Genomic DNA, 23876 nt, shown 5'->3' with positions numbered 1-23876 from the left:
AAGTACTTGGCAGTTCAGCCGGCTCCCTGGTACCGCTCACTTCGCGAGGCTGGCGGCGCGGGCGTCCATTGCGGCGCGGGCGGCGGGCGACAGTGTCCAGCCCAGCGGCACCAGCGAGCCGTCCTGCATCTGGTCCAGCAGGCAGACCGGCGCGTCGTCGCTGCAGCCGCGGTTGGGTGGCAGCGGCGCCCCGGCGGCGATGCGGGCGGCCAGCGCCGCCACCGGCTCGCGGCCGTGGGCGCCGGTGCCGAGGTTGTTCAGCACCGTCACCGCCGGCCCGAACAGGTCGGCGTAGAGCTTGAGCCGCTGGGCGTCGCGCGGCGGCAGCAGTTCGCGGGCGTCGGAGCTGATGTCCAGGCAGGCCGGCGGCGGCTCGCCCGCGTCTTCCTGCAGGGCCTGCGGCATGCAGCGCGACGGCACCTGCCCGTTGCGGATCAGCACCAGCTGCACGCGGCGCCCGGGGTGGGTGCTGCGCAGCTGCGTCAGCACATCGGCCAGGCTGGCGGTGCCGCTGTTGTCGTGATAGCCGCCGTCCACCAGGTGGGCGGCGGCCGGGCCCGACGCGGCATGCGGCAGCGAGGCCAGCGGGTTGGTGAAGGGGAAGCGCGCCGACGTGTGGGCGGCCGTCACCAGGGCCGGCGAGCCGCCCACGCGGCCCGAGGCGATCAAGTCCTCGGCGCCGGGCAACTGGCCGGGGCCGAAGCGCAGCGTGCCGAGCAACGCGCGGTTGCCGCTTTCGACGACAGTGCTGTTCAGCAGCAGTTGCGGCTCGCCCGGGCCGGCGCTGCCCAGCGGCTCGGCCAGGCGCGGGAAGGCGCGCATCCATTCGCGCTCGAAGGCCATCGCGCGGCTGCGCATGCCGCAGCCGCTGTGCGCCTGGCACAGCCAGTTGGTGGGCAGCAGGCGCATCCAGACGTCCTCGAACATCAGCCCGGCGACCAGCGGCGACAGCGGGTCCAGGGTCTCGAAACCCTGGCGCACGCAGTCCGTCATCGTGCCGCCACCGCGGTCACTGCGGGCGCAGGCGCGCCAGACGGCCAGGCCCATGGCGCCGCCGGAGACGCCGCTCATCGCGACGATGCGCCGCGACCAGTCGCCGTCGTGCTGGTCCTGCAGCCCCGCCAGCATGCGCGCCGTCCAGTAGGCCGCGCGCACCCCGCCGCCCTCGCTGGCGACCAGCAGCAGCGGCTCGCCGCCGGGCAGAGTCTTGAGCGCGTCGTCCAGCGGCGCGGGCGCGGCGGCGGTGGGGGCCGGATGCCAGGCGGCGGCCCAGCGGTCCAGCCCGGCCAGGCCGCCGCACAGCAGGCCGATGGCCGCCAGCGACAGGCCCAGGCGCCAGCGGTCGGCCACGCCGTGCAGCCGGTCGTCAGCCACGCGCACATGCAGCCGGCCCAGCAGCTCGCGCGAGCGCAGCACGAGGACCAGCCAGACCGCGGCGCTCACGGCAGCCAGCAGCGCCAGCGCAGCGAGTGCCACCCGGCCCAGCCCGGCCAGCGTGGCGGGCACCTGCGCCGCAGCGCCGATGACCAGCGCCGGCAGCGTATGGTTGTCCGACGCCAGGCCGACGACGCCCGCGGCAACCAGCAGCAGCAGCGCCCAGGGGAACACCGCGCGCTGCTCCGACATCGCGATCAAGCCCAGCGGCCCCAGCCACCAGACCAGCGACAGCGCCAGCACGGCCAGCGCGGCGGGCGCCACGCCGGCCACGTCGGGCGCCAGCAGCATGACGGCCCGCACCACCAGCAGCAGCGCCAGCGCGACCAGCGGCTGCCAGACCGGCCGGGCCAGCAGGCCGACCGCCTGGCCGACGGGGCCCTGCCCGCCAGCCGCCTGCGGCGGCGTCGCCAGCACGTAGGGGTCGTGCAGCAGCGGCCGAACGGCGGGCACGCTGTTGTAGTAGTCCGCCGGTCGCGGCAGCGCGCGCTGGCGGCGTTCATGCATCAGCGCCAGCGCCATGCCGACGATGACGAGCGCGAACGCTGCCAGCGTCAGCAGCGTGCGCAGCAGGCCGCCCGGGCTGGCGCTGGCCGCGATGACGGCGTCGCCGGCCACGTTGGCGATCAGCGTGACCGTCATCAACAGCGGCGCCAGCATCAGCAGCCGCGCCCAGGTGCGGGCCCATTCGCCGGCCCAATCGGCCACGCCGTCCAGGGCGGAGACCTCGTAGCCACTGCGCTTGACGCGGCCGACCAGGCGCGTCCACAACCAGCAGGCATGCGACAGCATCGCCAGCCCGCCGGCGCCGGCCGCCATGACCAGCCACCACCACAGGCTCCAGGCCGGCGTGGCCAGCGCCAGCAGCAGGTCGCGGCACTGGTCCAGCAGCAGGGTGAAGGCGCCGAACAACGCCAGCATGGCCAGCACGTAGCGGCTGCGGCCGATGACGCCGGTGGCGACCTGGCGGCAGGCGGAGCGGATCTCGGCGTCCGCCTGGCGGCCGGTGCCGGGGCGCGAGTCCAGGTCCAGGCCGAACCACCAGCACAGCCACAGGCCCAGCGGCGGCAGGATGGCGGCGGCCATGACAGCCGGCTTCAGCAGGTGTGCCTGGCCGTTGAAGAGGCCCGTGGCTTCAGGCGTGCCCGTCGGCAGCAGCCAGGCGGCCAGGCTCGCGGCCAGCAGCGACACCGCCATCCAGGCGATGGCCAGCCGGCCGTCGCGCTTGACCCCCTGGCGGGCCCAGCGCCGCAGCAGCACCAGCGCCGGCACGGCCAGCAGCAGCGCGCCCAGGCCCCAGCCCCAGGCGATGCCCAGGCGGGCCAGGCCGCCGAGGTTCTCGACCGCGTCCACACACCACAGCGCCAGCACGGCCGGCACCGCCAGCCCGTGCAGGAAGCGCACCAGCCAGTCCGCGGGCCCGTCCGCCTGCAGCGTGCCGCGCACCTGGCGCGTGGCCCACAGCAGCGCGAAGCCGTACAGCGGCATGAAGAGGGCCGTGTCGATCAGTAGGTAGGCGGTCGCCGCCGGCAGGCGCGATTGCCCGCGGCCCCACACCGTGAGCGTGGCCTGCAGCGTCTCGGCGCTGCGCCAGCCCAGCCAGTCCTCCACGCCGAAGTGGGCCGGCAGGCGCAGCGCCTGCTGCAGCGCGAACAGGATCAGCGCGACCAGTACGGTGCCGGCCACCAGCCAGCTCAGCACCTCCACATGGCCTTGCTTGCGCGTCGGCGGGGTGCCGAGCAGGGTGTCGAGCCAGTTCATGCCGTCCTCCAGTGCGGCGCACTCTAGGCAGGCCGCCGCGGCCGGTCATCCCCAATTTCACCGAGCCGGCGTAACGCTGCCACACGCTGGCAGCAGACGCAGGCAGGATGTCGGCCCCACCACGTCAACATTCCACGGCCATGAACTTCCGCCAGCTCCACCAAGGCCCCGAACTCCTGAAGATCGCCAACGTCTGGGACGCCGGCAGCGCGGTGCTCGTGCAGTCGCTGGGCGTGCCGGCCCTGGCGACCACCAGCGCCGGCCTGGCCTGGGCGCTGGGCTATGCCGACGGCAACCACCTGCCCATCGAGGAGCATGCCGCCGCGCTGCGGCGCATCGCCCGCGTCGCGCGCGTGCCGCTCAGCGCCGACAGCGAGGCCGGCTACAGCGACGACCCCGCCACCGTGGCCGCCAACGTCATGCGGCTGGTCGAGGCCGGCGCGGTCGGCATCAACATCGAGGACGGCGCCGGCCTGCCGGCATTGCTGTGCCGCAAGATCGAGGCGATCAAGGCGGCCGCGGCCCAGGCGGGCGTGGACGTCTTCGTCAATGCGCGCTGCGACGTCTGGCTGAAGAACCTCGCACCCGGCCGCGCGGTGGAGGAGGTGCTGCTGCGGGCGCGCGACTATGCGGCGGCCGGTGCCGACGGCCTGTTCGCGGCGGGCGTAACGGCGGTGGCCGACATCCAGGCGCTGGTTGGCGGCCAGCCGCTGCCGCTGAACGTGATGGCGCGCCCGGCGCTGCCCGGCCTGGCCGAACTGCAGCGCCTGGGCGTGCGCCGCATCAGCGCCGGCAGCGCCATCGCCGAGGCGGCGTGGGGCCGGGCGCAGCGCGCGGCGGCGGGCTTCCTGCAGCACGGCGCCTGCGACGAGCTGTTCGATGGCGCCGCGCCCTATCCGCAGATCAACGGCGCGCTGAACGCCGCCAATGCGGATCAGAGCTGAATCGACACGCGCAGCTGCAGTTCGCGCTCAGGCTGGGCTTCGGCGTCGCGGCTTCTGACGGTGCCGCGGGGCGCCGGCGGCGTGCGGCCCCCGCCGGTGCGGGCCGCCGTCTGCCAGCGCTCCATGGGCAGGTCCAACGTGGAACGGAAGGCGTTGTCGCCCTCCTGCACGTCGAAGACCACCCGCACCGGTGCCGAGCCACCGGGCCAAGTCGGCGTGACCATGAAGCTGTGCGTGACGGTGCGCTCCTGCGGCTGCGGGTTGGCGTAGACGCGCCGGGTGGCGCCGCTGGCATCCAGCTCGACGGCGGGGCTTGCCCACTGCAGCGGCTCGCGTGTCGTCAGCCGCACGTCGGCGCGCTGGCCGTTCTGGACCAGCAGGCGCTGGGTCGGCACCGTCACCGCGGGCCCGCTGGACGTGACGACACCCGGGCCGCGCGGCGACACGGCGCCGGCCGTGCCGACGACCACCGCGCCGTCGCGCACGCCGGCCTGGGCGGAGGGGGGCAGGTTGCTGTCCACCCAGCGCAGTTCGACCAGCAGTTGGATGGCTGGCGGTGCGGCGTGGGCCAGCGCGGGCAGCAGGAGCAGCGGGAACAGGCAGCGGCGTTTCATGCTGACAAGCTTAGTGCCGAGACGGCAACAGGCGAGGCCCGAACAGGTTGACCGCCAGGCCGGCCATCACCAGCGTCGCGGCGATCATCTTCCAGCCGGGCAGCGGCTCGGCCAGCAGCAGGCTGCTGGCGCCCATGCCGAAGATGGGCACCAGCAAGGCCATGGGCACGATGCGTGCGGCCGGGTGGCGGGTCAGCAGCCAGGCCCAGCAGCCGTAGCCGAACAGCGTGTTCGCAAAGCTCTGCCACAGCACGGCACCCCAGGTGCCGGCGTCGGCCGCGGCCAGCGCCGCCGCGATGCGCCCGGGGCCGTCGACGAGCAGCGTCAACGCCAGCAGCGGCGGCACCGCGAAGGCGCTGCTCCAGACGACATAGGCCAGCATGTTCACCTGGCCCGCGCGCTTGCCGACGATGTTGCCGCAGGCCCAGGAGAAGGCCGCTGCCAGCACCATCGCCAGGCCCAGCGGCGTCGTCGTGCCGTCGGTGTGCGCGACGATGACGGCGATGCCCGCGACGGCGAGCAGCAGCCCCAGCCACTGCGCGGCCAGCACGCGCTCCTTCGCCAGCCAGACGGCCAGCCCCAGCGTGAAGAAGACCTGGGTCTGGATGACGAGGGAGGCGAGGCCCGGCGAGATCTCGCTGCGCATGGCCAGGTACAGCAGCCCGAACTGGCCCACGGCGACGAACAGGCCGTAGGCCGCCAGGTTGCGCCAGCTCACCGCCGGCCGCGGCAGGAAGAAGCAGGCGGGCACGAAGGCGATGGCGAAGCGCAGCACGGCCAGCAACATCGGCGGCAGCACGTCCAGCGCGTACTTGATGACGACGAAATTGCTGCCCCAGATGGCGACGACGGCGAGGGCGAGCAGGAAATGGCGCAGGGGCAGGGAGGTGGAGGTCATGGTCCAGAGGTATTTCGGGCCGAACGCCGGGCCGCCTTCGGCGATGTGTCAGTCGGTGCAGGTGCGATTGCGGCCTTCCGCCTTGGCGCGATACAGCAGCTGGTCGGCGCGCGCCAGCGTCTGCGCCAACGTGTCGGCGCGGCGGTGGCCGGTCAGCCCGATGGAGACGGTGATCGCCACCTTGGCGCTGCCGACATCGGTCTGCAGCGCGGCGATCTGCTGGCGCAGCCGCTCCATGCCGGCCAATGCCAGCGGCATCGCGGTGTCGGGCAGCAGCACGAGGAACTCCTCGCCGCCCCAGCGCGCCAGCACGTCGGTGGCGCGCAGGGCCGCCTGACCGGCCTGCGCGAAGGCGCGCAGCACGAGGTCGCCGGCCGCGTGGCCGTGCGCGTCGTTGACGTGCTTGAAGTGGTCGAGGTCGAGGACGGCGATGCAGAAATCGTGGTGGTGGCGCAGTGAGCGCAGCAGCTCCTGGTCCATCAGCGCCTGCATCTGGCGGCGGTTGGGCAGGCCGGTCAGCTCGTCGCGCGTCGCAATGGCCTGCAGCTGCGCCAGCGCGCGGGCCAGTTCCTCGCGCTGCTGCGACAGCCGCCAGCGTATGCGGCTCAGCCGCGCCGTCAGCACCGCGACGGCCGGCAGCATGAAGGCCAGCATCAGGAAATGGATGAGCTCGAACTCGGGCGGGTAGGCCTCGGGCCGCAGCCGGGCCATGGCGGCCATGACGGCCCCGAAGACCAGCAGTGCATAGAACGCCAGCCCATAGGCGCTGCGGGCGCGCAGCTGGAACATGCCGAACATCAGGATCAGCGTCAGCACCGGGAAGACGGCCCCGCGCAGCGGCCCGACCTGCGCATAGGCCAGCGCTGCGACGCTGAGGGCGAAGGCGATCTGCACGGCCGTCAGCGAGGGGTCGGTGAAGCGCCGCGACCAGCCGCTGCGGATGGCGGCGTAGACGGCCGCCATGCCGCCCACGCCATAGGCCGTCCAGGCCCACATCCAGCCGCGGTCGCCGTGGGTGAGGGCGATGCCGTGATGCAGCATGGCGGCGCTGACCAGCATCAGCACCATGGCCAGCGAGGTCTGCCGCAGGCGCAGCCGCTGGGCCGGTTCGCTGCCCAGCCAGAGACCGCCGAGCCGTTGGAGGTGCGACATCGCCATGGTCGCTAGCCTAACGTGGCCGCGCCGGGCTGAACGTGGCGGTGCGCGGCTCAGTCCACGTAGCCGCCCAGCAGTGCGCGGGCCCACTCGGGCCGGCCGTTGCGTTCGGCCAGCGCCGCCATCGCGCGGTGGTCGTAGGGCACGGCATGCTGGCTGCAATGCCAGGCGCCGTCGATGCGCTCGACGATGGCGTAGTGGGCGTCCGGCGTGCCGCGTTCGACGACGTAGCGCTCGGGCTCGTCGTCCACATAGGCCTGCAGGCCGACGCTGCCGGGGTTGACGATGAGCTGGCCCGCGGGCGTGCGCACCGTGCGCGGCACGTGGCTGTGGCCGCAGGCGATGAGCCCGCTGCGCTGGCCGGCCAGGCGCCCGGCGATCTCGCCGGCCGTGGCCAGGCGCAACCGGCCTTGCTGCGGTGTCTCCAGGAAATGCTCGCAGTCGCTGCGCGGCGTGCCGTGGCACAGGAAGATGTCCGGCGCCCACTGCCACATCGGCTGCAGGCTGCGCAGCCAGTCCAGCTCGGCGGCGCCCAGCGCCGACAGCGCGTGGCCGTCGGACGCGCCGCCTCGGTCGGGCGTCCATTCGAGGATCTGGCGCTCGTGGTTGCCGGCCAGCACCGGCCAGCCCGAGGCCATCAGCCAATGCGCCGTCTCGCGCGGCAGCAGCGGGCCGGAGAGGTTGTCGCCAAGGCACAGCACCGCGTCCACGCCGCGGCGGCGGATGTCGGCGGCGACGGCTTCCAGCGCCGGGAGGTTGCCGTGGATGTCGGAGACGAGGGCGAGGCGCATGGTTGACTCTTTCAGTTGTTGCGGGGCGAGCGGCGTCATCCCGCGAGGTGACCCAGCGGCAACACGCCGCTTGCCTTCACTTCACCCAGGGAGAAACTGGTGTGGATGTCCTTCACATTCGGCAGGTTGAGCAGCGTGTCGATGGAGAAGCGCGAGAAGGCGTCCAGGTCGGTCGCCATGACCTGCAGCTCGAAGGTGCCGGCGCCGGAGATGTAGTGGCAGGCGATGACCTCTGGCAGCTGGCGGATGGCGTCTTCCAGCGGCTTGGTGGCCGCGCCGGCGCTGCGCTCGGCGTCCAGCCGCACGAAGGCCAGCACGCCCAGGCCCAGCTTGCGGCGGTCGATCTCGGCGCGGTAGCCGGTGATGTAGCCCTGGTCCTCCAGCCACTTGACGCGCCGCCAGGTGGGTGCGGCCGACAGGCCGATGCGCTGGGCCAGCTCGGCGTTGGACAGGCGCGCGTCGGCCTGCAGCTCGGCCAGGATGGCGATGTGATAGCGGTCCAGCGCTTCCGCCGTGGCTTCTTCTGAACTCATGGTTTGCCCTGAAATTTGAAAACTCAACGCGAGTTGAAACGATTTTGACCATTCAAAGCAAGGATCTTGCTTGATGCCAGCAATCGGAGCGCAATTTAGAAAGCACCCCGCGGCGCTGTTTTCCTACACTGCCCGGTCCGGCCATACTGGCCTGTCTCCTTGCGCGCCCGCCTCACAAGGGCGCTTCGCGCCGGGTCATCACCTTGGAGCTCCACCCGATGAACGCCCCGCTGCCCGAACACGTCCTGCGCGCATTGCAGACCGTCTCACTCGACGACAAATACGCGCTCGATAGCGGCCGCGCCTTCATGAGCGGCGTGCAGGCGCTGGTGCGGCTGCCCATGCTGCAGCGCACCCGCGACGCGCTGGCCGGGCTGAACACCGCCGGCTTCATCAGCGGCTACCGCGGCTCGCCGCTGGGCTCCTACGACCAGGCGTTGATGGCGGCCAAGAAGCACCTGGCCAAGCAGAACATCGTGTTCCAGCCGGGCGTGAACGAAGAACTCGGCGCGACGGCGGTCTGGGGCACGCAGCAGCTCGACCTGTTCCCCGAGAAGGCCAAGTTCGACGGCGTGTTCGGCCTCTGGTACGGCAAGGGCCCGGGCGTGGACCGCTGCATCGACGTGTTCAAGCACGCCAACATGGCCGGCACGTCCAAGCACGGCGGCGTCATCGCCATCGCCGGCGACGACCACATCGCCAAGAGCTCCACCGCCGCGCACCAGAGCGACCACGTCTTCAAGGCGGTCGGCTTCCCGACCTTCTTCCCGAGCAGCGTGCAGGACATCCTCGACATGGGCCTGCATGCCTTCGCGATGAGCCGTTTCTCCGGCCTGTGGGCGGGCATGAAGACCATCCAGGAGATCGTCGAAAGCTCGGCCTCGGTCAGCGTCGACCCCGACCGCGTCAACATCCTGATGCCCGAGGACTTCCAGATGCCCGAGGGCGGACTGCACATCCGCTGGCCCGACCCGCCGCTGGAGCAGGAAGCGCGGATGATGAACTTCAAGTGGTACGCCGCGCTGGCCTACATCCGCGCCAACCGCCTGAACTACAACGTCATCGAGGGCCCCAACGACCGCTTCGGCCTCATCACCAGCGGCAAGGCCTTCAACGACACCCGCCAGGCGCTGCACGACCTGGGCCTGGACGACGACACCTGCCGGCGCATCGGCATCCGGCTGCACAAGGTCAACGTCGTGTGGCCGCTGGAGGCGCAGATCGCGCGCGAGTTCGCTTCAGGATTGCAGGAGATCCTGGTCGTCGAGGAGAAGCGCCAGATCATCGAATACCAGGTCAAGGAAGAGCTCTACAACTGGCGTGCCGACGTGCGCCCCAACGTGCTCGGCAAGTTCGACGCGGGCGACGCCGAGGGTGGCGAGTGGAGCGTGCCCAACCCCAGCGACCACTGGCTGCTGCGCCCGCAGGCCGACCTGACGCCGGCCCTCATCGCCCGCGCCATCGCCAAGCGCCTGAAGAAGCTGGGCGTGGACAGCGACATCGCCGCCCGCCTGGACGCGCGCCTGGCCGTCATCGACGCCAAGGAGGCGTCCCTCAAGGCCGAGGAGAAGACCGCCGGCGGCGCGGACCGCACGCCGTGGTTCTGCTCGGGCTGCCCGCACAACACCAGCACCCGCGTGCCCGACGGCTCGCGCGCCGTGGGCGGCATCGGCTGCCACTACATGGTCACGTGGATGCCCGGCCGCAACACGGCCACCTTCACGCAGATGGGCGGCGAGGGCGTGCCCTGGGTGGGCCAGGCGCCGTTCACCGACGAGAAGCACATCTTCAGCAACCTCGGCGACGGCACCTACTTCCACAGCGGCAGCCTGGCCATCCGCCAGAGCATCGCCGCGGGCGTCAACATCACCTACAAGATCCTCTACAACGACGCGGTCGCGATGACCGGCGGCCAGCAGGTCGGCGAGCGGCCCGAGGGCCACACCGTCATCCAGATCATGAACAGCGTGATCTCCGAGGGCGTGAAGAAGCTGGTCATCGTCACCGACGAGCCGGAAAAATACGAGGGCGTGGCGCTGGCCCCCGGCGTCACCGTGCACCACCGCGACGAGCTGGACGAGATCCAGCGCCAGTTCCGCGAGATCGAGGGCACCACGGTCATCATCTACGACCAGACCTGCGCCACCGAGAAGCGCCGCCGCCGCAAGCGCGGCAAGCTGGTGGACCCGGCCAAGCGCGTCGTCATCAACGAGCTGGTCTGCGAGGGCTGCGGCGACTGCTCGGTGCAGTCCAACTGCCTGTCCATCGAGCCGGTCGAGACCGACTTCGGCCGCAAGCGCCAGATCAACCAGAACACCTGCAACAAGGACTACTCCTGCGTGAAGGGCTTCTGCCCCAGTTTCGTCACCGTCGAGGGCGGCGAGCTGAAGAAGCCCAAGAAGGAAGGGCGCAAGAGCCCCTTCGACGCCGGGCTGCCGCAGCTGCCGATGCCCATCATCCCCAACCCCGAGGAGGCCTGGGGCATCGTCGTCGGCGGCGTGGGCGGCACGGGCGTCATCACCATCGGCCAGCTGCTGGGCATGGCCGCGCACCTGGAAGGCAAGGGCGTCATCACGCAGGACGCCGCGGGCCTGGCGCAAAAGGGCGGCGCGACCTGGAGCCACATCCAGATCGCCAACTCGCCCGACGCGATCTTCTGCACCAAGGTCGGCACGGCCGAGGCCGACCTCGTCATCGCCTGCGACGCCATCGTGGCGGCCAACAAGGCGACGCTGGCCGTCATGCGCGAGGGCCGCACCTATGTCGCGCTGAACACGCACGGCTCGCCGACGGCGACGCTCGTCAACGACGCCAACTGGAGCTTCCCCGGCGCCGCCTGCGAGCAGGCCGTGGGCGCCGCCGTCGGCCCGCAGCATCTGGGCTCCTTCGACGCCGAGGAGGTGGCCGTCAAGCTGCTGGGCGATTCGCTCTACACCAACCCGCTGATGCTGGGCTACGCCTGGCAGCAGGGTCGCGTGCCGCTGAGCTACGACGCGCTGATGCGGGCCATCGAGCTCAACGGCGTGCAGGTCGACAACAACAAGGCCGCCTTCGAATGGGGCCGCCGCTGCGCGCATGACCTGAAGAGCGTGCAGGCGCTGTACGCGGCGCAGGCCGTCATCCAGCTCGTCAAGCGCCAGAGCGTCGACGAGATCGTCGCCAAGCGCGTCGACTTCCTGACCGGCTACCAGAACGCGGCCTATGCAGCCGAATACAAGGCCTTCGTCGACAAGGTTCGGGCGGCGGAAGCCAAACTGGGTTCAGGCACCAAGCTGACCGAGGCCGTCGCGCGCTACTTGTTCAAGCTGATGGCCTACAAGGACGAGTACGAGGTCGCCCGCCTGCACACCCAGACCGGCTTTGCCGACAAGATCGCCGGCATGTTCGAGGGCGACTACAAGATCGTGCACCACCTCGCGCCGCCGCTGCTGGCCAGGAAGAACAACAAGGGCGAGATGGTGAAGCGCCCCTTCGGCCCTTGGATCCGCCCGGCCTTCGGCCTGCTGGCCAAGCTGAAGGGCTTGCGCGGCACGGCGTTCGACGTCTTCGGCCACACCGAGGAGCGCAAGATGGAGCGCCGCTGGATTGCCGACTACCGCGCCGGCATCGAGCGGGCGCTGGCGCGGCTCAGTGCGCAGACGCTGGCCGATGCGGTCGAGCTGGCCCGCGTGCCCGAGGACATCCGCGGCTACGGCCACGTGAAGGCGCGCCATGAGCAGGTGGCCAGGGCCAAGTGGGATGCGCTGATCGAGAAGGTCTGACCGCGCCGCCGCTGCGGGGCGCGGCTTCGTTCTAGGGCCGCACTGTCGAGTGCTGCAGCACGATCAGCCAGCGACCCTCGATGCGCTGGTAGGCAAAGCTGTAGCGCGCCGGTCGGTCCATCGTCCGGCCGTCCGCCTGCTCGGTGAACTCGTACTGGCCCGAGCGCACCGCCGTGTCGCCGAACAGCTTCAGGTTGCCGACGATCCAGCGCATGCGCGCCGTCGGCCGCTCCGCCATCTGTTCGAAGAACTCCGGCAGTGCATTGCCGGACAGCGGCACGGCCGTGTACTCGTCGTCGGTGATCAACGCGCCCGGGGCGTAGAGCTGCTGGAGCCGCCGCGCATCGCGGCTGTTGTATGCGTCCTTCCAGTCCTCCAGGGCCTGCATCAGGTCGTTGACGCAGTTGTTGCCGGGACGGTCGCATGGCAGCGGCTGAGACACGCGCACCGGGGGCGTGGTGGTGCAGCCGCTGCCCGCCACCATCAGCAGCACGCAGGCCGCCATGGCGAGAGGGCGGCGCATCTTGTCGGTCGTCGGCATGTCGAGCCCTTCCTGTGGGTACGTGGCGCAGATTGTGAATCTGCCCGTCGCGGGGCAATCCCTGAACGGGCCGGCCGGTGTGTCTGCTTAGACTGCGGCGCTTCTTACAGGGAGGAAAAATGAAAACCATCGCGCGCGGCCTGAGGGCCGCTGTGGGCCTATGTGTGGGCCTATGTGTGGGCCTGTTTTTGGGCCAGGGTGCGAATGCCGCGGACGCACCGCCGCAAGACCCCGCCTGGGCCGAGGCCCAAGCCGCTGCCACCACCGGGCCGACCGACGTCACCATCGCCAACCAGGCCACGCTGCACCTGCCGGCCGACCGCGTCTTCATCCCGCAGCCGCAGGCCGGCAAGCTGCTGCGCGCCATGGGCAACCCGGGCGAGCATGCCGAGCTGGCGGGCCTCGTCTTCCCCAAGGGCGGCGGCGAGTGGTTCGCCACGCTGCGCTACATCGCTTCCGGCTACGTGAAGGACGGCGACGCCAAGGAGTGGAAGGCCGACGACCTGCTGGCCAGCTACAAGGAAGGCACCGAGGCCAGCAACGAGGCGCGCCAGAAGATGGGCGTGGCGCCGCTGGAGATCACCGGTTGGGCCGAGCCGCCGGCCTACGAGGCGACGACGCACCGCCTGGTCTGGGCCATGAGCTCCAAGGAGAAGGGCGCGCCGGCCGACGCCGGCCAGGGCGTCAACTACAACACCTATGCGCTCGGCCGCGAGGGCTACCTGAGCCTGAACTTCATCACCGACCTGAAGGACCTGCCGGCCCAGAAGCCGGATGCCAAGGCCTTGCTCGGCGCGCTGGAGTTCGATCCCGGCAAGCGTTACGAGGACTTCAACGAGGCCACCGACCATGTCGCCGAATACGGCCTCGCGGCGCTGGTGCTGGGCGTGGGCGCCAAGAAGCTGGGGCTGCTCGCGGTCATCCTCGCCTTCGTCGCCAAGTTCGCCAAGTTCGCCAAGATCATCTTCATCGCCGTCCTCGGCCTCGGCGCGGCATTCACGAAGTTCTTCAAGCGCGACAAGCCGTCTGCCGGCGCCTGAAGCGATGACGGCGCACCGGTGATGGAAGCACGGCTCCTGGCACCGCGCCGGCCGCCTACCTCGCCGTGACGTGCCACGACCTGCACGAGATGCTGGCGCGCGCACACGGGTTTGAGGTGCGGCGAAGGCGGGGCGCACCGCTGCCGAAGGCGCGGCGCCCATGCGAGCGCTGGGTTCGCCGCACGCGCAGGATGCGGCTTCTAGACTGGGCCGATGCCTGCTTCGACCCCGCCCCGTTCACTCTGGCCCGGCCTGCTGCTCGCGGTGCTCGGCGCCATCGGGTTCTCGGGCAAGGCCATCATCGTCAAGCTGGCGTACCGGCATGGCGTGGACGCGGTGACCTTGCTGATGTGGCGCATGCTGCTGGCGTTGCCGTTCTTCCTGTATATGGCCTGGTGGGCCGGCCGCGGCAAGCCGGCGCTGACGCGGCGGGACTGGCGCGACGTCGCGGTGCTGGGCTTCACCGGCTACTACCTCGCCAGCTACCTGGACTTCGCCGGTCTTGCCTACATCACGGCGAGCCTGGAGCGGCTGATCCTGTACCTCAACCCGACGCTGGTGCTGCTGCTGTCGGTGCTGTTCTTCAAGCACCGGCTGCAGGCCCGGCAGGTGCTGGCGATGGCGATCAGCTATGCCGGCGTCGTCGCCGTATTCGCGCATGAGCTCAGCTTCGAGGGCAGGAGCACGGCGCTCGGCGCGGCCCTGGTGTTCGGCAGCGCGGTCAGCTATGCGGTCTACCTGGCGCTCAGCGGCAAGGTGGTGCAGCGCCTGGGTTCGATGCGGCTGGCCGGCCTGGCCAGCACGGTGGCCTGTGGGTTGTGCATCGCGCAGTTCGCGCTGCTCAGGCCGCTGGCGGTCGCCGCAGTGCCTGAGCCGGTGCTGTGGCTGTCGCTGCTGAACGCCACGGCCTGCACGGTGGCGCCGGTGCTGATGGTGATGCTGGCGATCGCCCGCATCGGCGCGCCGCTGTCGTCGCAGGTCGGCATGGTGGGGCCGATGAGCACGCTGATCATGGGCGTGCTCATCCTCGGCGAGCCGATGAACGGCTGGATCGTCGTCGGCACGGTGCTGGTGCTGGGCGGCGTGTTCCTTGTCAGCGCAGGGAAGCGTTAGCGGCCATACAGGTATCCGGGCAGCCACAGCGTCATCTCCGGCCACATGTACATGAACACCATGCACAGGATGACGATGAGCATGTACGGCATCATGCCCGCGAAGATCTGGTTCAACGTCACGTGCGGCGGGCTCACACCCTTCAGGTAGAAGGCCGACATCGCCACCGGCGGGCTCAGGAAGGCGGCCTGCAGGTTCACGAACACCAGCACGCCCCACAGCATCGGGTCGATGTGGAAGTGCGCCAGCAGTGGCAGGAAGATGGGCACGAAGATGACGATGATCTCGGTCCATTCCAGCGGCCAGCCCAGCACGAAGATGATGGCCTGCGACAGCAGCATGAACTGCAGCGGCGTCAGGTCCATGGACAGCACCCAGCGCTCCACCAGCGCCTGGCCGCCCAGGATGGCGAACACGGCCGAGAACAGCGCCGAGCCGACGAACAGCCAGCACACCATCGCGGTGGTCTTGGCCGTCAGGAACACCGCCTCGCGGGTCTTCTTGAACGTCAGCGTGCCGGCCTGCCAGGCCATCAGGAAGGCGCCCGCCGCGCCCACGGCGGCCGACTCGGTGGCGGTGGTGATGCCGAACAGGATGACGCCCAGCACCACCAGCGTGAGGATGCCCAGCGGCATCACGGACGACACCAGCATCGTCAGGATCTCGTACTGCTCGGCGTCGAAGCGCCAGTAGTACCAGGCCAGCAGCAGCGCCGTCAGCACGCAGACGACGGCGAAGCCGGTGTAGAAGCGCTGTGGCACGGCCGCCGGGCCGGGTGTGGCCGCCGGCCCGCCGTCCATGCGCTGCAGCGGCTCATCGGCCTTTGCTGCACCGGGCGGCTCGGCCAGCGCACCGGGGGGCTCCTGCAATCCGCTCGTCGCGCCGGGGGGCTCCTGCAACCCGCCGCTGGCCGCGCCGGGAGGTTCGCCCAAGCCGCCCGACGGCGCGGGCGTGTCCATGCGCTGCATCGGGGCCGGCGCGGCAGCATCGGTCTTTTGCGTGTAGATGGTGACGTACCACCAGGTCGTGCCCAGGCAGACCAGTGCGAGCCATAACGGCACGAGTGCCCGCAGCAGGTTGCCCGCGAGCCGTGGCCAGCTCATCGACGCGGCGGCCGGCGCGACCAGGGCCTTGCACAGCGCCCACAGCATGCGGGGCGAATAGCGCGCCGCCAGCGCCTCGACGGCCGGCGAGATCGGTGCACGTTGCTGCTCGGGCGGCAGTGGCGGCGCCACCTTGGGGTCGAGCAGTGCCCAGCCGATCACGTAGACGAGGTACAGGAACGCCAGGAAAAAGCCCGGGAACATCGCCGCCGCGTACAGCTTGACGACCGACTGCCCGGCCACGGCCGCGTAGACGATGATCATCACGGACGGCGGGATCAGGATGCCCAGCGTGCCGCCGGCGGTGATGACACCCGCCGCCAGCCGCGTGTCGTAGCCGGCCTTGAGCATCGGCCGCATCGCGATGACGCCCATCAGCACGACGACGGCGCCCACCAGCCCGCTGGCGATGCCCCAGAAGGTGCAGATGACCAGCGTCGTCACGGCCAGCGAACCCGGCAGGCGCCTGAAGGCCAGCTGCACGCTGTGGAACATGCGGTCCACCAGCGCGCCGCGCTCCATCACGTAGCCCATCAGCACGAACAGCGGGATCGACAGCAGCGTGTCGTTGTTCATCGCGCCGTAGGCGCGCTGCACCATCAGGTCGAAGATGCGGTTGTCCAGCAGCGGCTGGCCGGGGTCATAAAAGGCGACGAAGCCGAACAGCATGCCCAGGCCCATCAGCGTGAACGCCGTCGGGAAGCCCAGCAGGATGACGACGACGATCAGGCTCAGCATCAGCATGCCGAGTGCCGGGTTACTCATGCTGGCCCCCTCCGCTGGCGCGCTGCCGCGCGACCTCGTCGATGTCCTTGGCGCGTTGGATGGCCTCGCGCGCCGCGTCGGCGTCCACATGCGTGCTGGCGGCGAGCTGCTGTTCGACGACGTCGATCTCCTCGGCGTCCTTGAGCCGGGGCGTCCATGCCCCGGTGCGCAGGCAGACGATGCAGCGCAGCATCTCCGCCAGTCCCTGCAGCATGACCATCGCGCCGGCGATCGGGATGATGGCCTTGAAGGGGTAGACCGGCAGCGGCGTCGCGTTGAACGTCGTCTCGTGGATGCGCAGCGAGTCGCCGAAGTAGGTCCAGCCGCTCCAGGTCAGCGCGCCGATGCCGGGCAGGAAGAACAGCACGTACAGCACCAGGTCCAGCCCGGCCTGCGTGCGCGGCCGCATGCGGCCATAGAGGAAGTCGCCGCGCACGTGGCCGTCATGCGCCAGCGCGTAGGCGCCGCCCATCATGAACAGCGTGCCGTAGAGCATGTTGCTGGCGTCGAAGATCCAGGCTGTCGGCATGTTCAGCGCGTAGCGCTTGAACACCTCGGCCACCACCAGCAGCATCAGCGCGACGATCAGCCACGCGAACGCCTTGCCGACCCAGGTGCTGATGCCGTCGGCCGTGTGCAGAAGTTTCTGTATGCCCATGAGCCGTCCTGGCTGGTGAGGGCGCCCCGCCGCGGCGGGCGAGGCGGGATGGAGGCCGAGATCAGCCCTTCCTGAAGTAATGGTTCCAGGCCATCTTGAAGTCGACGAGATAGTCGTTCTGCCACTGGCCGGCGCGCTGGGCGAAGGCGCGCTGGCTGTCCAGCACCTTCTTGAACAGCGGGTTCTCCGCCGACTTCCTGGCCACCACCTTGTCCCAGGCATCCAGCTGGTTGCGCAAGATGGCGTCGGGCGTCTTGTAGAACGCCACGCCCGCCTTCTTCATCTCCGCGTAGTCCTTGGAATTGCGGTCGATGGCCTTCCAGCTCATGTCGGCGCTGGACGCCTGCACCGCGTAGTCGATGATCTTCTTCAGCTCGTTGGGCAGGGCGTTGTACTTGGCCTTGTTGAACAGGATCTCGAACTGCTCCGTGCTCTGGTGGAAGCTCTGCAGCATGCAGTTCTTGGCCACGTCGGGGAAGCCGAGGATGCGGTCGCTGGTGGCGTTGTTGAACTCGGCCGCGTCGATGAGGCCGCGGTCCAGCGCCGCGACGATCTCGCCGCCCGGCAGCGGGTTCACGGCGGCGCCCTGCTCGGTGTAGAGGTCCACCGCCAGCCCCACGGTGCGGAACTTGACGCCCTTCATCTGGTCCAGGTTGGCCACCGGCTTCTTGAACCAGCCGTAGGGCTGCGTCGGCATCGGGCCGTAGAGGAAGGACACGACATCCATGCCGGTGGCCTTGTAGATCTCCTCCAGCAGCGCCTCGCCGCCGCCGTAGTTGTGCCAGGACAGCAGCATGTTCGGGTCCATGCCGAACCCCGGCCCCGACCCCCACAGCGCCAGCGCCGAGTTCTTGCCGTAGTGGTACGCGACGACGCCGTGGCCGCCGTCCAGCGTGCCCTTGTTGACGGCTTCCAGCAGCTGGAAGGCCGGCACGACCGAGCCTGCGGGCAGCACCTCGATCTTGAGGCGGCCGCCCGCCATGTCGTTGACCTTCTTGGCGAAGTCCTGTGCGTACTCGTGGAAGATGTCCTTGGCCGGCCAGGTCGACTGGAAGCGCAAGCTGGTGGTCTGCGCGGTCGAGACCATCGGTGCCGCCAGGGCGCCGGCCCCGGCCGTGGTGGCCGCGGCCGCCTTGATGAAGCGGCGGCGAGCGCTGGGTTTCTGGGTCATTGGGCTGTCTCCATGGAATGGTTGGATTGCGCCTCGAACAGAACCTGTGCGGCCGGGCGCGCGGTCCGCTGCGTCCGACTGTCTGGCTGGGCGGCTGCCCGGCGCAACTGGGTCAAACCCACGGGCGCCCGCAGCGCGGGCCCTGGCGCCCTGCTTGCGCGGCAAGCCGCCAATGCCCCGCCGCGCCGTCGGGGCGTTCAAAACCGCTGAACAATGGCAACAAGGCCGATGAACCGGTTGGCCGCCACCCGGGCACACACTGCCAACCCATGACGAGCCCTGCCACCCGCTACACCCCCATCGCCGTCGCGCTGCACTGGCTGCTCGCGCTGGCCATCGTCGGCGCCTTCAGCATGGGCCTGTACATGACCAGCCTGCCAATCTCGCCGACGCGGCTCAAGCTCTACAACTGGCACAAATGGGCCGGCGTCACCATCCTGACGCTGTCGGCGCTGCGCCTGCTGTGGCGCCTCACGCACCGCCCGCCGGCCGACCTGCCCATGCCCGCGTGGCAGGCCAGTGCCGCGCATGTGACGCACAGCCTGCTGTACGTGCTGTTCTTCGCCGTGCCGCTGGCCGGCTGGGCCTACAGCTCGGCGGCGGGCTTCCCCATCGTCTGGTTCGGCGTGCTGCCGCTGCCCGACTTCGTACCGAAGGACAAGGCGCTGGCCGACACCTTCAAGCTCATCCACCAGTTCGCCGCCTACGGCCTGGGCCTGCTCGTGGCCGCGCATGTGGCCGGGGCGCTCAAACACCATTTCATCGACCGTGACCGGCTGCTCGCCCGCATGGGCATCGGCCGCGCCTGAAGGAACCAACCCATGAAACGCCTGTTCACCGCCCTGCTGATCGCCGCCAGTGCCCTGGCCACGCAGGCCGCCACGCTGCAACCCGAGAAGAGCGATGTCAGCTTCACCTTCAAGCAGATGGGCGTGCCGGTCGACGGCAAGTTCAAGAAGTTCGAAGCCCAGCTCGACTTCGATGCCAAGAAGCCCGAGGCCGGCAAGATCGCCTTCACGGTGGACCTCGGCAGCGTGTCGCTCGGCGACGCCAGCTTTGACGAGGAGTTGGCCAAGCCGACGTGGTTCGACACCAAGCGCAACGGCAAGGCCACATTTGTGTCCAACGGCATCAAGCCGACGGCCCCCGGCAAGTACGACGTGGCCGGCAAGCTGACCATCAAGGGCGCCAGCCGTGACGTGGTCGTGCCCATCACCGTCGCCTCGGGCGTCGCCAGCGGCAGCGTGGCCATCAGGCGCCTCGATTTCAAGATCGGCGACGGCGAATGGGCCGACACCTCCATGGTCGCCAACGATGTGATCGTCAAGTTCAAGCTGGCCTTTGCCGGCATCTAGCCGGCCTGTAACCTCGCCCCCTCTGTTCCTCCCTCACCCCCGGAGATTCCACCGATGAAGAAAGCCCTGCTCCTCGCCGCCCTGCTCGCCACCGTCGGCGCCGCACAAGCCCAAAGCGCCACCTACGCCATCGACCCGACCCACACGGCGGTCACTTTCGAAGCCAAGCACTTCGGCACCAGCACGCTGCGCGGCCGTTGGGACAAGAAGGAAGGCACCGTCACGCTGGACAAGGCCGCCAAGACCGGCAAGGTCGAGTTCACCCTCGACATGGCCTCCATTTCCACCGGCACCGTCCCGTTCGACGGCCACCTGAAGAGCAAGGACTTCTTCGCGGTCGAGGAATTCCCGACGGCCAAGTTCGTCGGCGACAAGTTCACCTTCAACGGCGACAAGGTCGCCAGCGTCACGGGCGACCTGACGCTGCGCGGCGTCACCAAGCCGGTCACGCTGACGGCCACCGGCTTCAACTGCTACGACAACCCGCGCCTGAAGCGTGAGGTCTGCGGCGGCGACTTCGAGACGACGATCCAGCGCAGCCAGTGGGGCATCACCTACGCGCTGCCGGCCGTCACGCCGGACGCCATCCGCCTGCTGATCCAGGTCGAGGCCATCAAGCAGTAAATCCCGCTGCTGCCAGTGAAGCCCGCCGCCCGGCGGGCTTTGTCGTTTTTGGGCCAGCGGCCTGTCGCGCGCCCGTGCAGTTCGTCCCCTGGGCCGGCCGGCGCGTCGCTCGGCGCCCGCGCCGTCCCGAGCCCCTGCGTACAGTGACACCAACGACGACAAAACGGCCATGAGCAACTCCTTCACACCCAGCCCCCAGCAAAAGCTCTGGATAGAGCGCTGGCAACGCTTTTCGGCCACGGTGGTGCGCTACTTCCACGCTTACGCCGGCTGGCTGGTCGGCATCAGCTGGAAGCGCTTCGTGCTGCTGTCGCTGGCGCTGCTGATCGGCGTCAACGTGCTCAAGAACCTGCCCCCCTTCACCTGGCGCATCAGCGAGCAGGTCGAGGACCACGACCAGGGCGCCGCCCGCCGCCACGCCAAGCTCGAAGCCGAGGCCCGCAAGGCGGCCGACAAGGCCCGAAAGGCGGCCGAGAGCAACGCCGGCAAGACCGGTGAGAAGGGCGCGGTCCACTACGAGATCAAGGTCGACGAGCGCGGTGTGCGCATCCAGCCGGTGCGTTCAGCGGCGTCGGCGGCCTCCGCGGCCAGCGCTGCAGATGGCGATGAGCAGGCCGCCAACGGCGACGCGCCCGCCATCGCGATCGACTTTCCCAAGAGCGCCCGGCCCGAGGACATCCGCGCCGCCATCGAACAGGCCAAGGAGCAGCTGGGCCAGCTCAAGCAGGAGGCCGAGGAGGTCACGGAAGCCCAGGAGGCCGCGGTCCAGGCCCAGGCTGCGCTCAACGAGTCCGCCGCCGAGATGGCCAGCACCCAGAGCCGCAAGCGCGTGACCATCGTGCATGCGGGCGACTCCCTGGTCGACCTCGCCATCCTCTGGGTGCTGGCCTCGGCCGTCATCAAGGCCATGTACAAGGGCCGCATCCAGGCCGAGGTCAAGGCCGCGCAGGCGGAAGAAAACGCCGAGAGTGAAGCGTTGAAGCGCCAGGTGGTCGAAGCCCGCATGGCGGCGATGCAGGCCCAGGTCGAGCCGCACTTCCTGTTCAACACGCTGGCGAGCATCGACCACCTCATCGAGACCGACCCGCCGCGCGCCAGCCAGATGCAGAAGAACCTCATCGCGCTGCTGCGGGCATCCATGCCCACCATGCGCGAGGCCAATGCCAACGGCGCCGTGCGCGACCTGGGCCGCGAGCTGGCCGTCATCCGGCCCTATCTCGAGATCCTGAAGGTGCGCATGGAAGAGCGCCTGCAGACCGAGATCGACGTGCCCGAGGGCCTGCTGTCCGCCGAGTTTCCGCCCATGATGATCCAGGGCCTGGTGGAGAACGCCATCAAGCACGGCCTGGAGCCCAAGGCCGAGGGCGGCAAGCTGACCGTCAAGGCCGAGATCCTGCACGGCAAGCTGGCCGTCACCGTGGCCGACACCGGCCTGGGCTTCGGCCGCGCCGCCACCAGCGGCACCGGCGTGGGCCTGGCCAACATCCGCGAGCGCCTGCAGCTGCTGCACGGCAACCGCGCCAGCGTCACCGTCACCGAGAACCAACCCAGCGGCACCGTGGTCACCATCACCGTGCCCTATCGCAGCCGCAACGACGAAGGAGTCGCAGCATGAAGACCTTGTTCAAGATCCTGTTCATCGGCACCGCGCTGATGGTGCTGGTGGCGATGTTCGGCGCAATGTTTGGAGGTTGGGCGCTGCTCAACCACCACGGCTCGGACATGCACGTCGTGTTCGGCGATGACGAGTTCTTCCTTGGCAGCGGCGACTTCGGCGACTGGCTGGGCGCCAGCATTGGCCTCTTCATCGCGGGTGTCGTCTGCGTGCTGGTCGTGCCGCTGGTGGTGCTGCTCGGCGTGGCGCTGCCGCTGCTGATCGTCGGCGGCGTGATGGCCGTCGTGCTCGCCAGCCTGCTGGGCGTCGGCGCCTTGCTGGGCTCGCCGCTGATCCTGCTGGGCCTGCTGGTCTTCGTCGTGCTGCGCAACCGCAGCCGCGCCAACGCGGCGGCGAAGTCGACGCCGGTCTGAGCTAGTAGCATCGCCGGCCATGAACTCAGCAGCCCCCATCCGCGCCGTTCTGGCCGACGACGAACGACTGATGCGCGAGCAACTGCGCAGCCGCCTCACCGAGGTCTGGCCCGAGCTGGAGATCGTCGCCGAGGCCAAGAACGGCCTCGAAGCCGTCGAACTGACCAAGGAGCACAAGCCGGACCTGGTCTTCCTCGACATCCGCATGCCGGGCCTCACCGGCGTCGAGGCCGCCCGCCAGATCGCCCAGCTGCCGGACGACGACGAATGGCTGGTGCCCGAGATCGTCTTCATCACCGCCTACGACCAGTACGCGGTCGAGGCCTTCGAGCAGGGCGTGGCCGACTACGTGCTCAAGCCCGCCGAGCGCGAGCGCCTGCAGCTGACGGTGGCGCGCATCAAGAAGCGCCTGGCGCAGCGCGACGCGCCGTCAGCCGACTTCAGCGACAGCGCGCCGGTGCCGCTGCAGCAGCTGCTGCACAAGCTGTCAGGCCAGCTCAACCCGGCCGCGGCCAAGCCGCAGTACCTGCAGTGGATCCAGGCGACGGTCGGCCAGGCCATCCAGATGATCCCGGTCGAGGACGTGCTGTTCTTCATCAGCGACGAGAAGTACACGCGCGTGCAGACCGCCAAGGTCGAGGCGCTGATCCGCAAGCCCATCAAGGAGCTGGTGGACGAGCTGGACCCGCAGGTCTTCTGGCAGATCCACCGCTCGACGCTGGTGAACGCAAGGGCTATCGACGGCATCACGCGCGACTTCCGCGGCCGCCAGCTGGTGGGCGTGAAGGGGCTGATGGAGAAGTTGGAAGTGAGTCGCAGCTACACGCATTTGTTCAAAGGGATGTAGTTCGAGTGGGTTGGGCGCAGGAGGCCGGGCAGGCCTGATGCTCCATGTCCCCCGGCCGCTGCGCGGCCTCCTCCTTTACTTGCGCATCAGGCCTACCCGGCCTCCTGCTGGCGTTGCCTCGGTTTTCGCGGCGAAAGACCATCGGCTACAGCGCACTCGTCAAACCTCAACAGTCAGGCGCAGGACAGCGTTGGGGTTGCCACCCCAACCTACCGAGCTGCGCGGGCATATCGCGGAGCAGTTGGGGGGTGAGGGGGCGAACCCCAACGTCTCGGCGGATGAATATGTTGGGGGTCACTGCGTTCACCCCAACGTACCGCTCTTTAGATTTGCCGAGGGTGAAGCTCTGCAAGGTCATCCTCCGTATATTCCCCTGATTCAAAGCGTTTGCTTCTCTCCTCTTGCTTGCGAATCGCAAAATCCAATAGATATATAAGATCTTCGCCGGCATTGATTAACACCATGTCGCCAAAGCGTGTCGCTGAGTCTAGGAAGGCGATGGATACGGTGTTGAGCACATCCTCAATCGCCTTAAGTGCCTCTTTCACTTGTAGTCGGGATGCCGTTGCAAGCGGTTGTGCGGTTTCGCCCAGGGCCAGATCCAGGTCGGCGTGTGCAATATGGCGATTGCGCCAGTCTCGAGCGAACTCACATTTGAGCAGCGCATCATTGATGCTTAGGGACAGTCTGCAAAACCCCGTTCTTGCGTGGCGCTGAGGTCGTGTGCGGCTCGTGAGTCG

Annotated in this window: 21 protein-coding genes; 10 read left to right on the top strand and 11 right to left on the bottom strand. The window is 69.4% G+C overall.

Going from position 1 to position 23876, the window contains the following annotated elements; all coding sequences use genetic code 11:
• Positions 1-36: 36 nt before the first annotated feature.
• Entirely contained in the window at positions 37-3195 is a 3159-nt protein-coding gene (locus ASD35_RS16095) for a hypothetical protein (RefSeq protein WP_056875979.1), read from the bottom strand.
• Between the two features lie 140 nt (positions 3196-3335).
• Between ASD35_RS16095 and ASD35_RS16090 the strand changes: the two genes are divergently transcribed.
• Positions 3336-4139 carry an isocitrate lyase/phosphoenolpyruvate mutase family protein gene (locus tag ASD35_RS16090; protein ID WP_200956059.1) on the top strand — a complete coding sequence of 268 codons (804 nt, stop codon included), beginning with the start codon at positions 3336-3338 and terminating at the stop codon, positions 4137-4139.
• Here ASD35_RS16090 and ASD35_RS16085 read toward each other — a convergent pair.
• The 5 genes from ASD35_RS16085 to ASD35_RS16065 form a co-directional block, all read right to left on the bottom strand.
• The gene (locus ASD35_RS16085) at positions 4130-4753 is read right to left on the bottom strand and encodes a hypothetical protein (RefSeq protein WP_056875977.1); all 624 of its coding nucleotides are present in this window, start codon (positions 4751-4753) and stop codon (positions 4130-4132) included. The two genes, ASD35_RS16090 and ASD35_RS16085, sit on opposite strands and share 10 nt — an antisense overlap.
• Positions 4754-4763: 10 nt before the next feature.
• Positions 4764-5636: an EamA family transporter gene (locus tag ASD35_RS16080; protein WP_200956060.1), complete on the bottom strand. Its 873-nt coding sequence runs from the start codon at positions 5634-5636 to the stop codon at positions 4764-4766.
• A gap of 63 nt (positions 5637-5699) precedes the next feature.
• Positions 5700-6803 (bottom strand): diguanylate cyclase, encoded by a 1104-nt coding sequence (locus tag ASD35_RS16075; protein WP_056875975.1) that lies wholly within the window; start codon positions 6801-6803, stop codon positions 5700-5702.
• Positions 6804-6859: 56 nt separating this feature from the next.
• The gene (locus ASD35_RS16070) at positions 6860-7597 is read right to left on the bottom strand and encodes a metallophosphoesterase (RefSeq protein ID WP_056876003.1); all 738 of its coding nucleotides are present in this window, start codon (positions 7595-7597) and stop codon (positions 6860-6862) included.
• 35 nt (positions 7598-7632) lie between these two features.
• The gene (locus ASD35_RS16065; protein WP_056875974.1) at positions 7633-8130 is read right to left on the bottom strand and encodes an Lrp/AsnC family transcriptional regulator; all 498 of its coding nucleotides are present in this window, start codon (positions 8128-8130) and stop codon (positions 7633-7635) included.
• A 218-nt stretch (positions 8131-8348) separates the two neighbouring features.
• Here ASD35_RS16065 and ASD35_RS16060 point away from each other — a divergent pair, with 218 nt between their 5' ends.
• Entirely contained in the window at positions 8349-11891 is a 3543-nt protein-coding gene (locus ASD35_RS16060; protein WP_056875973.1) for an indolepyruvate ferredoxin oxidoreductase family protein, read from the top strand.
• Positions 11892-11922: 31 nt separating this feature from the next.
• Here ASD35_RS16060 and ASD35_RS16055 read toward each other — a convergent pair whose 3' ends face one another.
• Entirely contained in the window at positions 11923-12432 is a 510-nt protein-coding gene (locus tag ASD35_RS16055) for a nuclear transport factor 2 family protein (RefSeq protein ID WP_056875972.1), read from the bottom strand.
• A 119-nt stretch (positions 12433-12551) separates the two neighbouring features.
• Between ASD35_RS16055 and ASD35_RS16050 the strand changes: the two genes are divergently transcribed.
• On the top strand, positions 12552-13472 hold the full coding sequence (locus tag ASD35_RS16050) for a DUF2167 domain-containing protein (RefSeq protein WP_056875971.1): 921 nt from the start codon (positions 12552-12554) through the stop codon (positions 13470-13472).
• Positions 13473-13685: 213 nt separating this feature from the next.
• Positions 13686-14585 carry a DMT family transporter gene (locus tag ASD35_RS16045; RefSeq protein ID WP_056875970.1) on the top strand — a complete coding sequence of 300 codons (900 nt, stop codon included), beginning with the start codon at positions 13686-13688 and terminating at the stop codon, positions 14583-14585.
• Here ASD35_RS16045 and ASD35_RS16040 read toward each other — a convergent pair.
• From ASD35_RS16040 to ASD35_RS16030, 3 genes are all read right to left on the bottom strand, one after another.
• Positions 14582-16453, bottom strand: a complete 1872-nt coding sequence (locus ASD35_RS16040; RefSeq protein WP_056875969.1) for a TRAP transporter large permease subunit — start codon at positions 16451-16453, stop codon at positions 14582-14584. The genes ASD35_RS16045 and ASD35_RS16040 overlap by 4 nt on opposite strands.
• Positions 16446-17111 (bottom strand): TRAP transporter small permease subunit, encoded by a 666-nt coding sequence (locus ASD35_RS16035; RefSeq protein WP_056875968.1) that lies wholly within the window; start codon positions 17109-17111, stop codon positions 16446-16448. Before ASD35_RS16035 ends, ASD35_RS16040 begins: the two co-directional genes overlap by 8 nt.
• A 61-nt stretch (positions 17112-17172) precedes the next feature.
• Positions 17173-18282, bottom strand: coding sequence for a TRAP transporter substrate-binding protein (locus ASD35_RS16030; RefSeq protein WP_056875967.1), 1110 nt, complete (start codon positions 18280-18282; stop codon positions 17173-17175).
• Between the two features lie 269 nt (positions 18283-18551).
• Between ASD35_RS16030 and ASD35_RS16025 the strand changes: the two genes are divergently transcribed.
• From ASD35_RS16025 to ASD35_RS16000, 6 genes are all read left to right on the top strand, one after another.
• Positions 18552-19091, top strand: coding sequence for a cytochrome b (locus ASD35_RS16025; protein ID WP_056875966.1), 540 nt, complete (start codon positions 18552-18554; stop codon positions 19089-19091).
• Positions 19092-19103: 12 nt separating this feature from the next.
• The gene (locus ASD35_RS16020; protein WP_056875965.1) at positions 19104-19637 is read left to right on the top strand and encodes a YceI family protein; all 534 of its coding nucleotides are present in this window, start codon (positions 19104-19106) and stop codon (positions 19635-19637) included.
• A 54-nt stretch (positions 19638-19691) separates the two neighbouring features.
• Entirely contained in the window at positions 19692-20261 is a 570-nt protein-coding gene (locus ASD35_RS16015) for a YceI family protein (protein WP_056875964.1), read from the top strand.
• A 169-nt stretch (positions 20262-20430) separates the two neighbouring features.
• The gene (locus ASD35_RS16010; protein WP_056875963.1) at positions 20431-21876 is read left to right on the top strand and encodes a sensor histidine kinase; all 1446 of its coding nucleotides are present in this window, start codon (positions 20431-20433) and stop codon (positions 21874-21876) included.
• On the top strand, positions 21873-22289 hold the full coding sequence (locus ASD35_RS16005) for a hypothetical protein (protein ID WP_056875962.1): 417 nt from the start codon (positions 21873-21875) through the stop codon (positions 22287-22289). The genes ASD35_RS16010 and ASD35_RS16005 overlap by 4 nt, the downstream gene beginning before the upstream one ends.
• Before the next feature lie 19 nt (positions 22290-22308).
• Positions 22309-23136 (top strand): LytTR family DNA-binding domain-containing protein, encoded by an 828-nt coding sequence (locus tag ASD35_RS16000; protein WP_056875961.1) that lies wholly within the window; start codon positions 22309-22311, stop codon positions 23134-23136.
• A 323-nt stretch (positions 23137-23459) separates the two neighbouring features.
• Here the strand turns inward: ASD35_RS16000 and ASD35_RS27645 are convergent.
• A partial coding sequence (locus tag ASD35_RS27645) for a hypothetical protein (RefSeq protein ID WP_162254475.1) occupies positions 23460-23876 on the bottom strand: 417 nt, incomplete at its 5' end.

Origin of the sequence: Pelomonas sp. Root1444 (assembly GCF_001426885.1) — a bacterium.
In the GTDB taxonomy this organism is placed as follows: Bacteria; Pseudomonadota; Gammaproteobacteria; order Burkholderiales; family Burkholderiaceae_C; genus Pelomonas.
This window is presented reverse-complemented; position numbering and strand designations above follow the sequence as displayed.

Excerpts from the sequence above, each read along its gene's own strand:
- ASD35_RS16085 (WP_056875977.1), bottom strand. The coding sequence starts at position 4,753 with ATGAAACGCCGCTGCCTGTTCCCGCTGCTCCTGCTGCCCGCGCTGGCC.
- ASD35_RS16095 (WP_056875979.1), bottom strand. The coding sequence starts at position 3,195 with ATGAACTGGCTCGACACCCTGCTCGGCACCCCGCCGACGCGCAAGCAA.
- ASD35_RS16060 (WP_056875973.1), top strand. The coding sequence starts at position 8,349 with ATGAACGCCCCGCTGCCCGAACACGTCCTGCGCGCATTGCAGACCGTC.
- ASD35_RS16065 (WP_056875974.1), bottom strand. The coding sequence starts at position 8,130 with ATGAGTTCAGAAGAAGCCACGGCGGAAGCGCTGGACCGCTATCACATC.
- ASD35_RS16020 (WP_056875965.1), top strand. The coding sequence starts at position 19,104 with ATGAAACGCCTGTTCACCGCCCTGCTGATCGCCGCCAGTGCCCTGGCC.
- ASD35_RS16050 (WP_056875971.1), top strand. The coding sequence starts at position 12,552 with ATGAAAACCATCGCGCGCGGCCTGAGGGCCGCTGTGGGCCTATGTGTG.
- ASD35_RS16010 (WP_056875963.1), top strand. The coding sequence starts at position 20,431 with ATGAGCAACTCCTTCACACCCAGCCCCCAGCAAAAGCTCTGGATAGAG.
- ASD35_RS16030 (WP_056875967.1), bottom strand. The coding sequence starts at position 18,282 with ATGACCCAGAAACCCAGCGCTCGCCGCCGCTTCATCAAGGCGGCCGCG.
- ASD35_RS16025 (WP_056875966.1), top strand. The coding sequence starts at position 18,552 with ATGACGAGCCCTGCCACCCGCTACACCCCCATCGCCGTCGCGCTGCAC.
- ASD35_RS16040 (WP_056875969.1), bottom strand. The coding sequence starts at position 16,453 with ATGAGTAACCCGGCACTCGGCATGCTGATGCTGAGCCTGATCGTCGTC.
- ASD35_RS16070 (WP_056876003.1), bottom strand. The coding sequence starts at position 7,597 with ATGCGCCTCGCCCTCGTCTCCGACATCCACGGCAACCTCCCGGCGCTG.
- ASD35_RS16015 (WP_056875964.1), top strand. The coding sequence starts at position 19,692 with ATGAAGAAAGCCCTGCTCCTCGCCGCCCTGCTCGCCACCGTCGGCGCC.
- ASD35_RS16005 (WP_056875962.1), top strand. The coding sequence starts at position 21,873 with ATGAAGACCTTGTTCAAGATCCTGTTCATCGGCACCGCGCTGATGGTG.
- ASD35_RS16055 (WP_056875972.1), bottom strand. The coding sequence starts at position 12,432 with ATGCCGACGACCGACAAGATGCGCCGCCCTCTCGCCATGGCGGCCTGC.
- ASD35_RS16090 (WP_200956059.1), top strand. The coding sequence starts at position 3,336 with ATGAACTTCCGCCAGCTCCACCAAGGCCCCGAACTCCTGAAGATCGCC.
- ASD35_RS16035 (WP_056875968.1), bottom strand. The coding sequence starts at position 17,111 with ATGGGCATACAGAAACTTCTGCACACGGCCGACGGCATCAGCACCTGG.
- ASD35_RS16045 (WP_056875970.1), top strand. The coding sequence starts at position 13,686 with ATGCCTGCTTCGACCCCGCCCCGTTCACTCTGGCCCGGCCTGCTGCTC.
- ASD35_RS16000 (WP_056875961.1), top strand. The coding sequence starts at position 22,309 with ATGAACTCAGCAGCCCCCATCCGCGCCGTTCTGGCCGACGACGAACGA.
- ASD35_RS16075 (WP_056875975.1), bottom strand. The coding sequence starts at position 6,803 with ATGTCGCACCTCCAACGGCTCGGCGGTCTCTGGCTGGGCAGCGAACCG.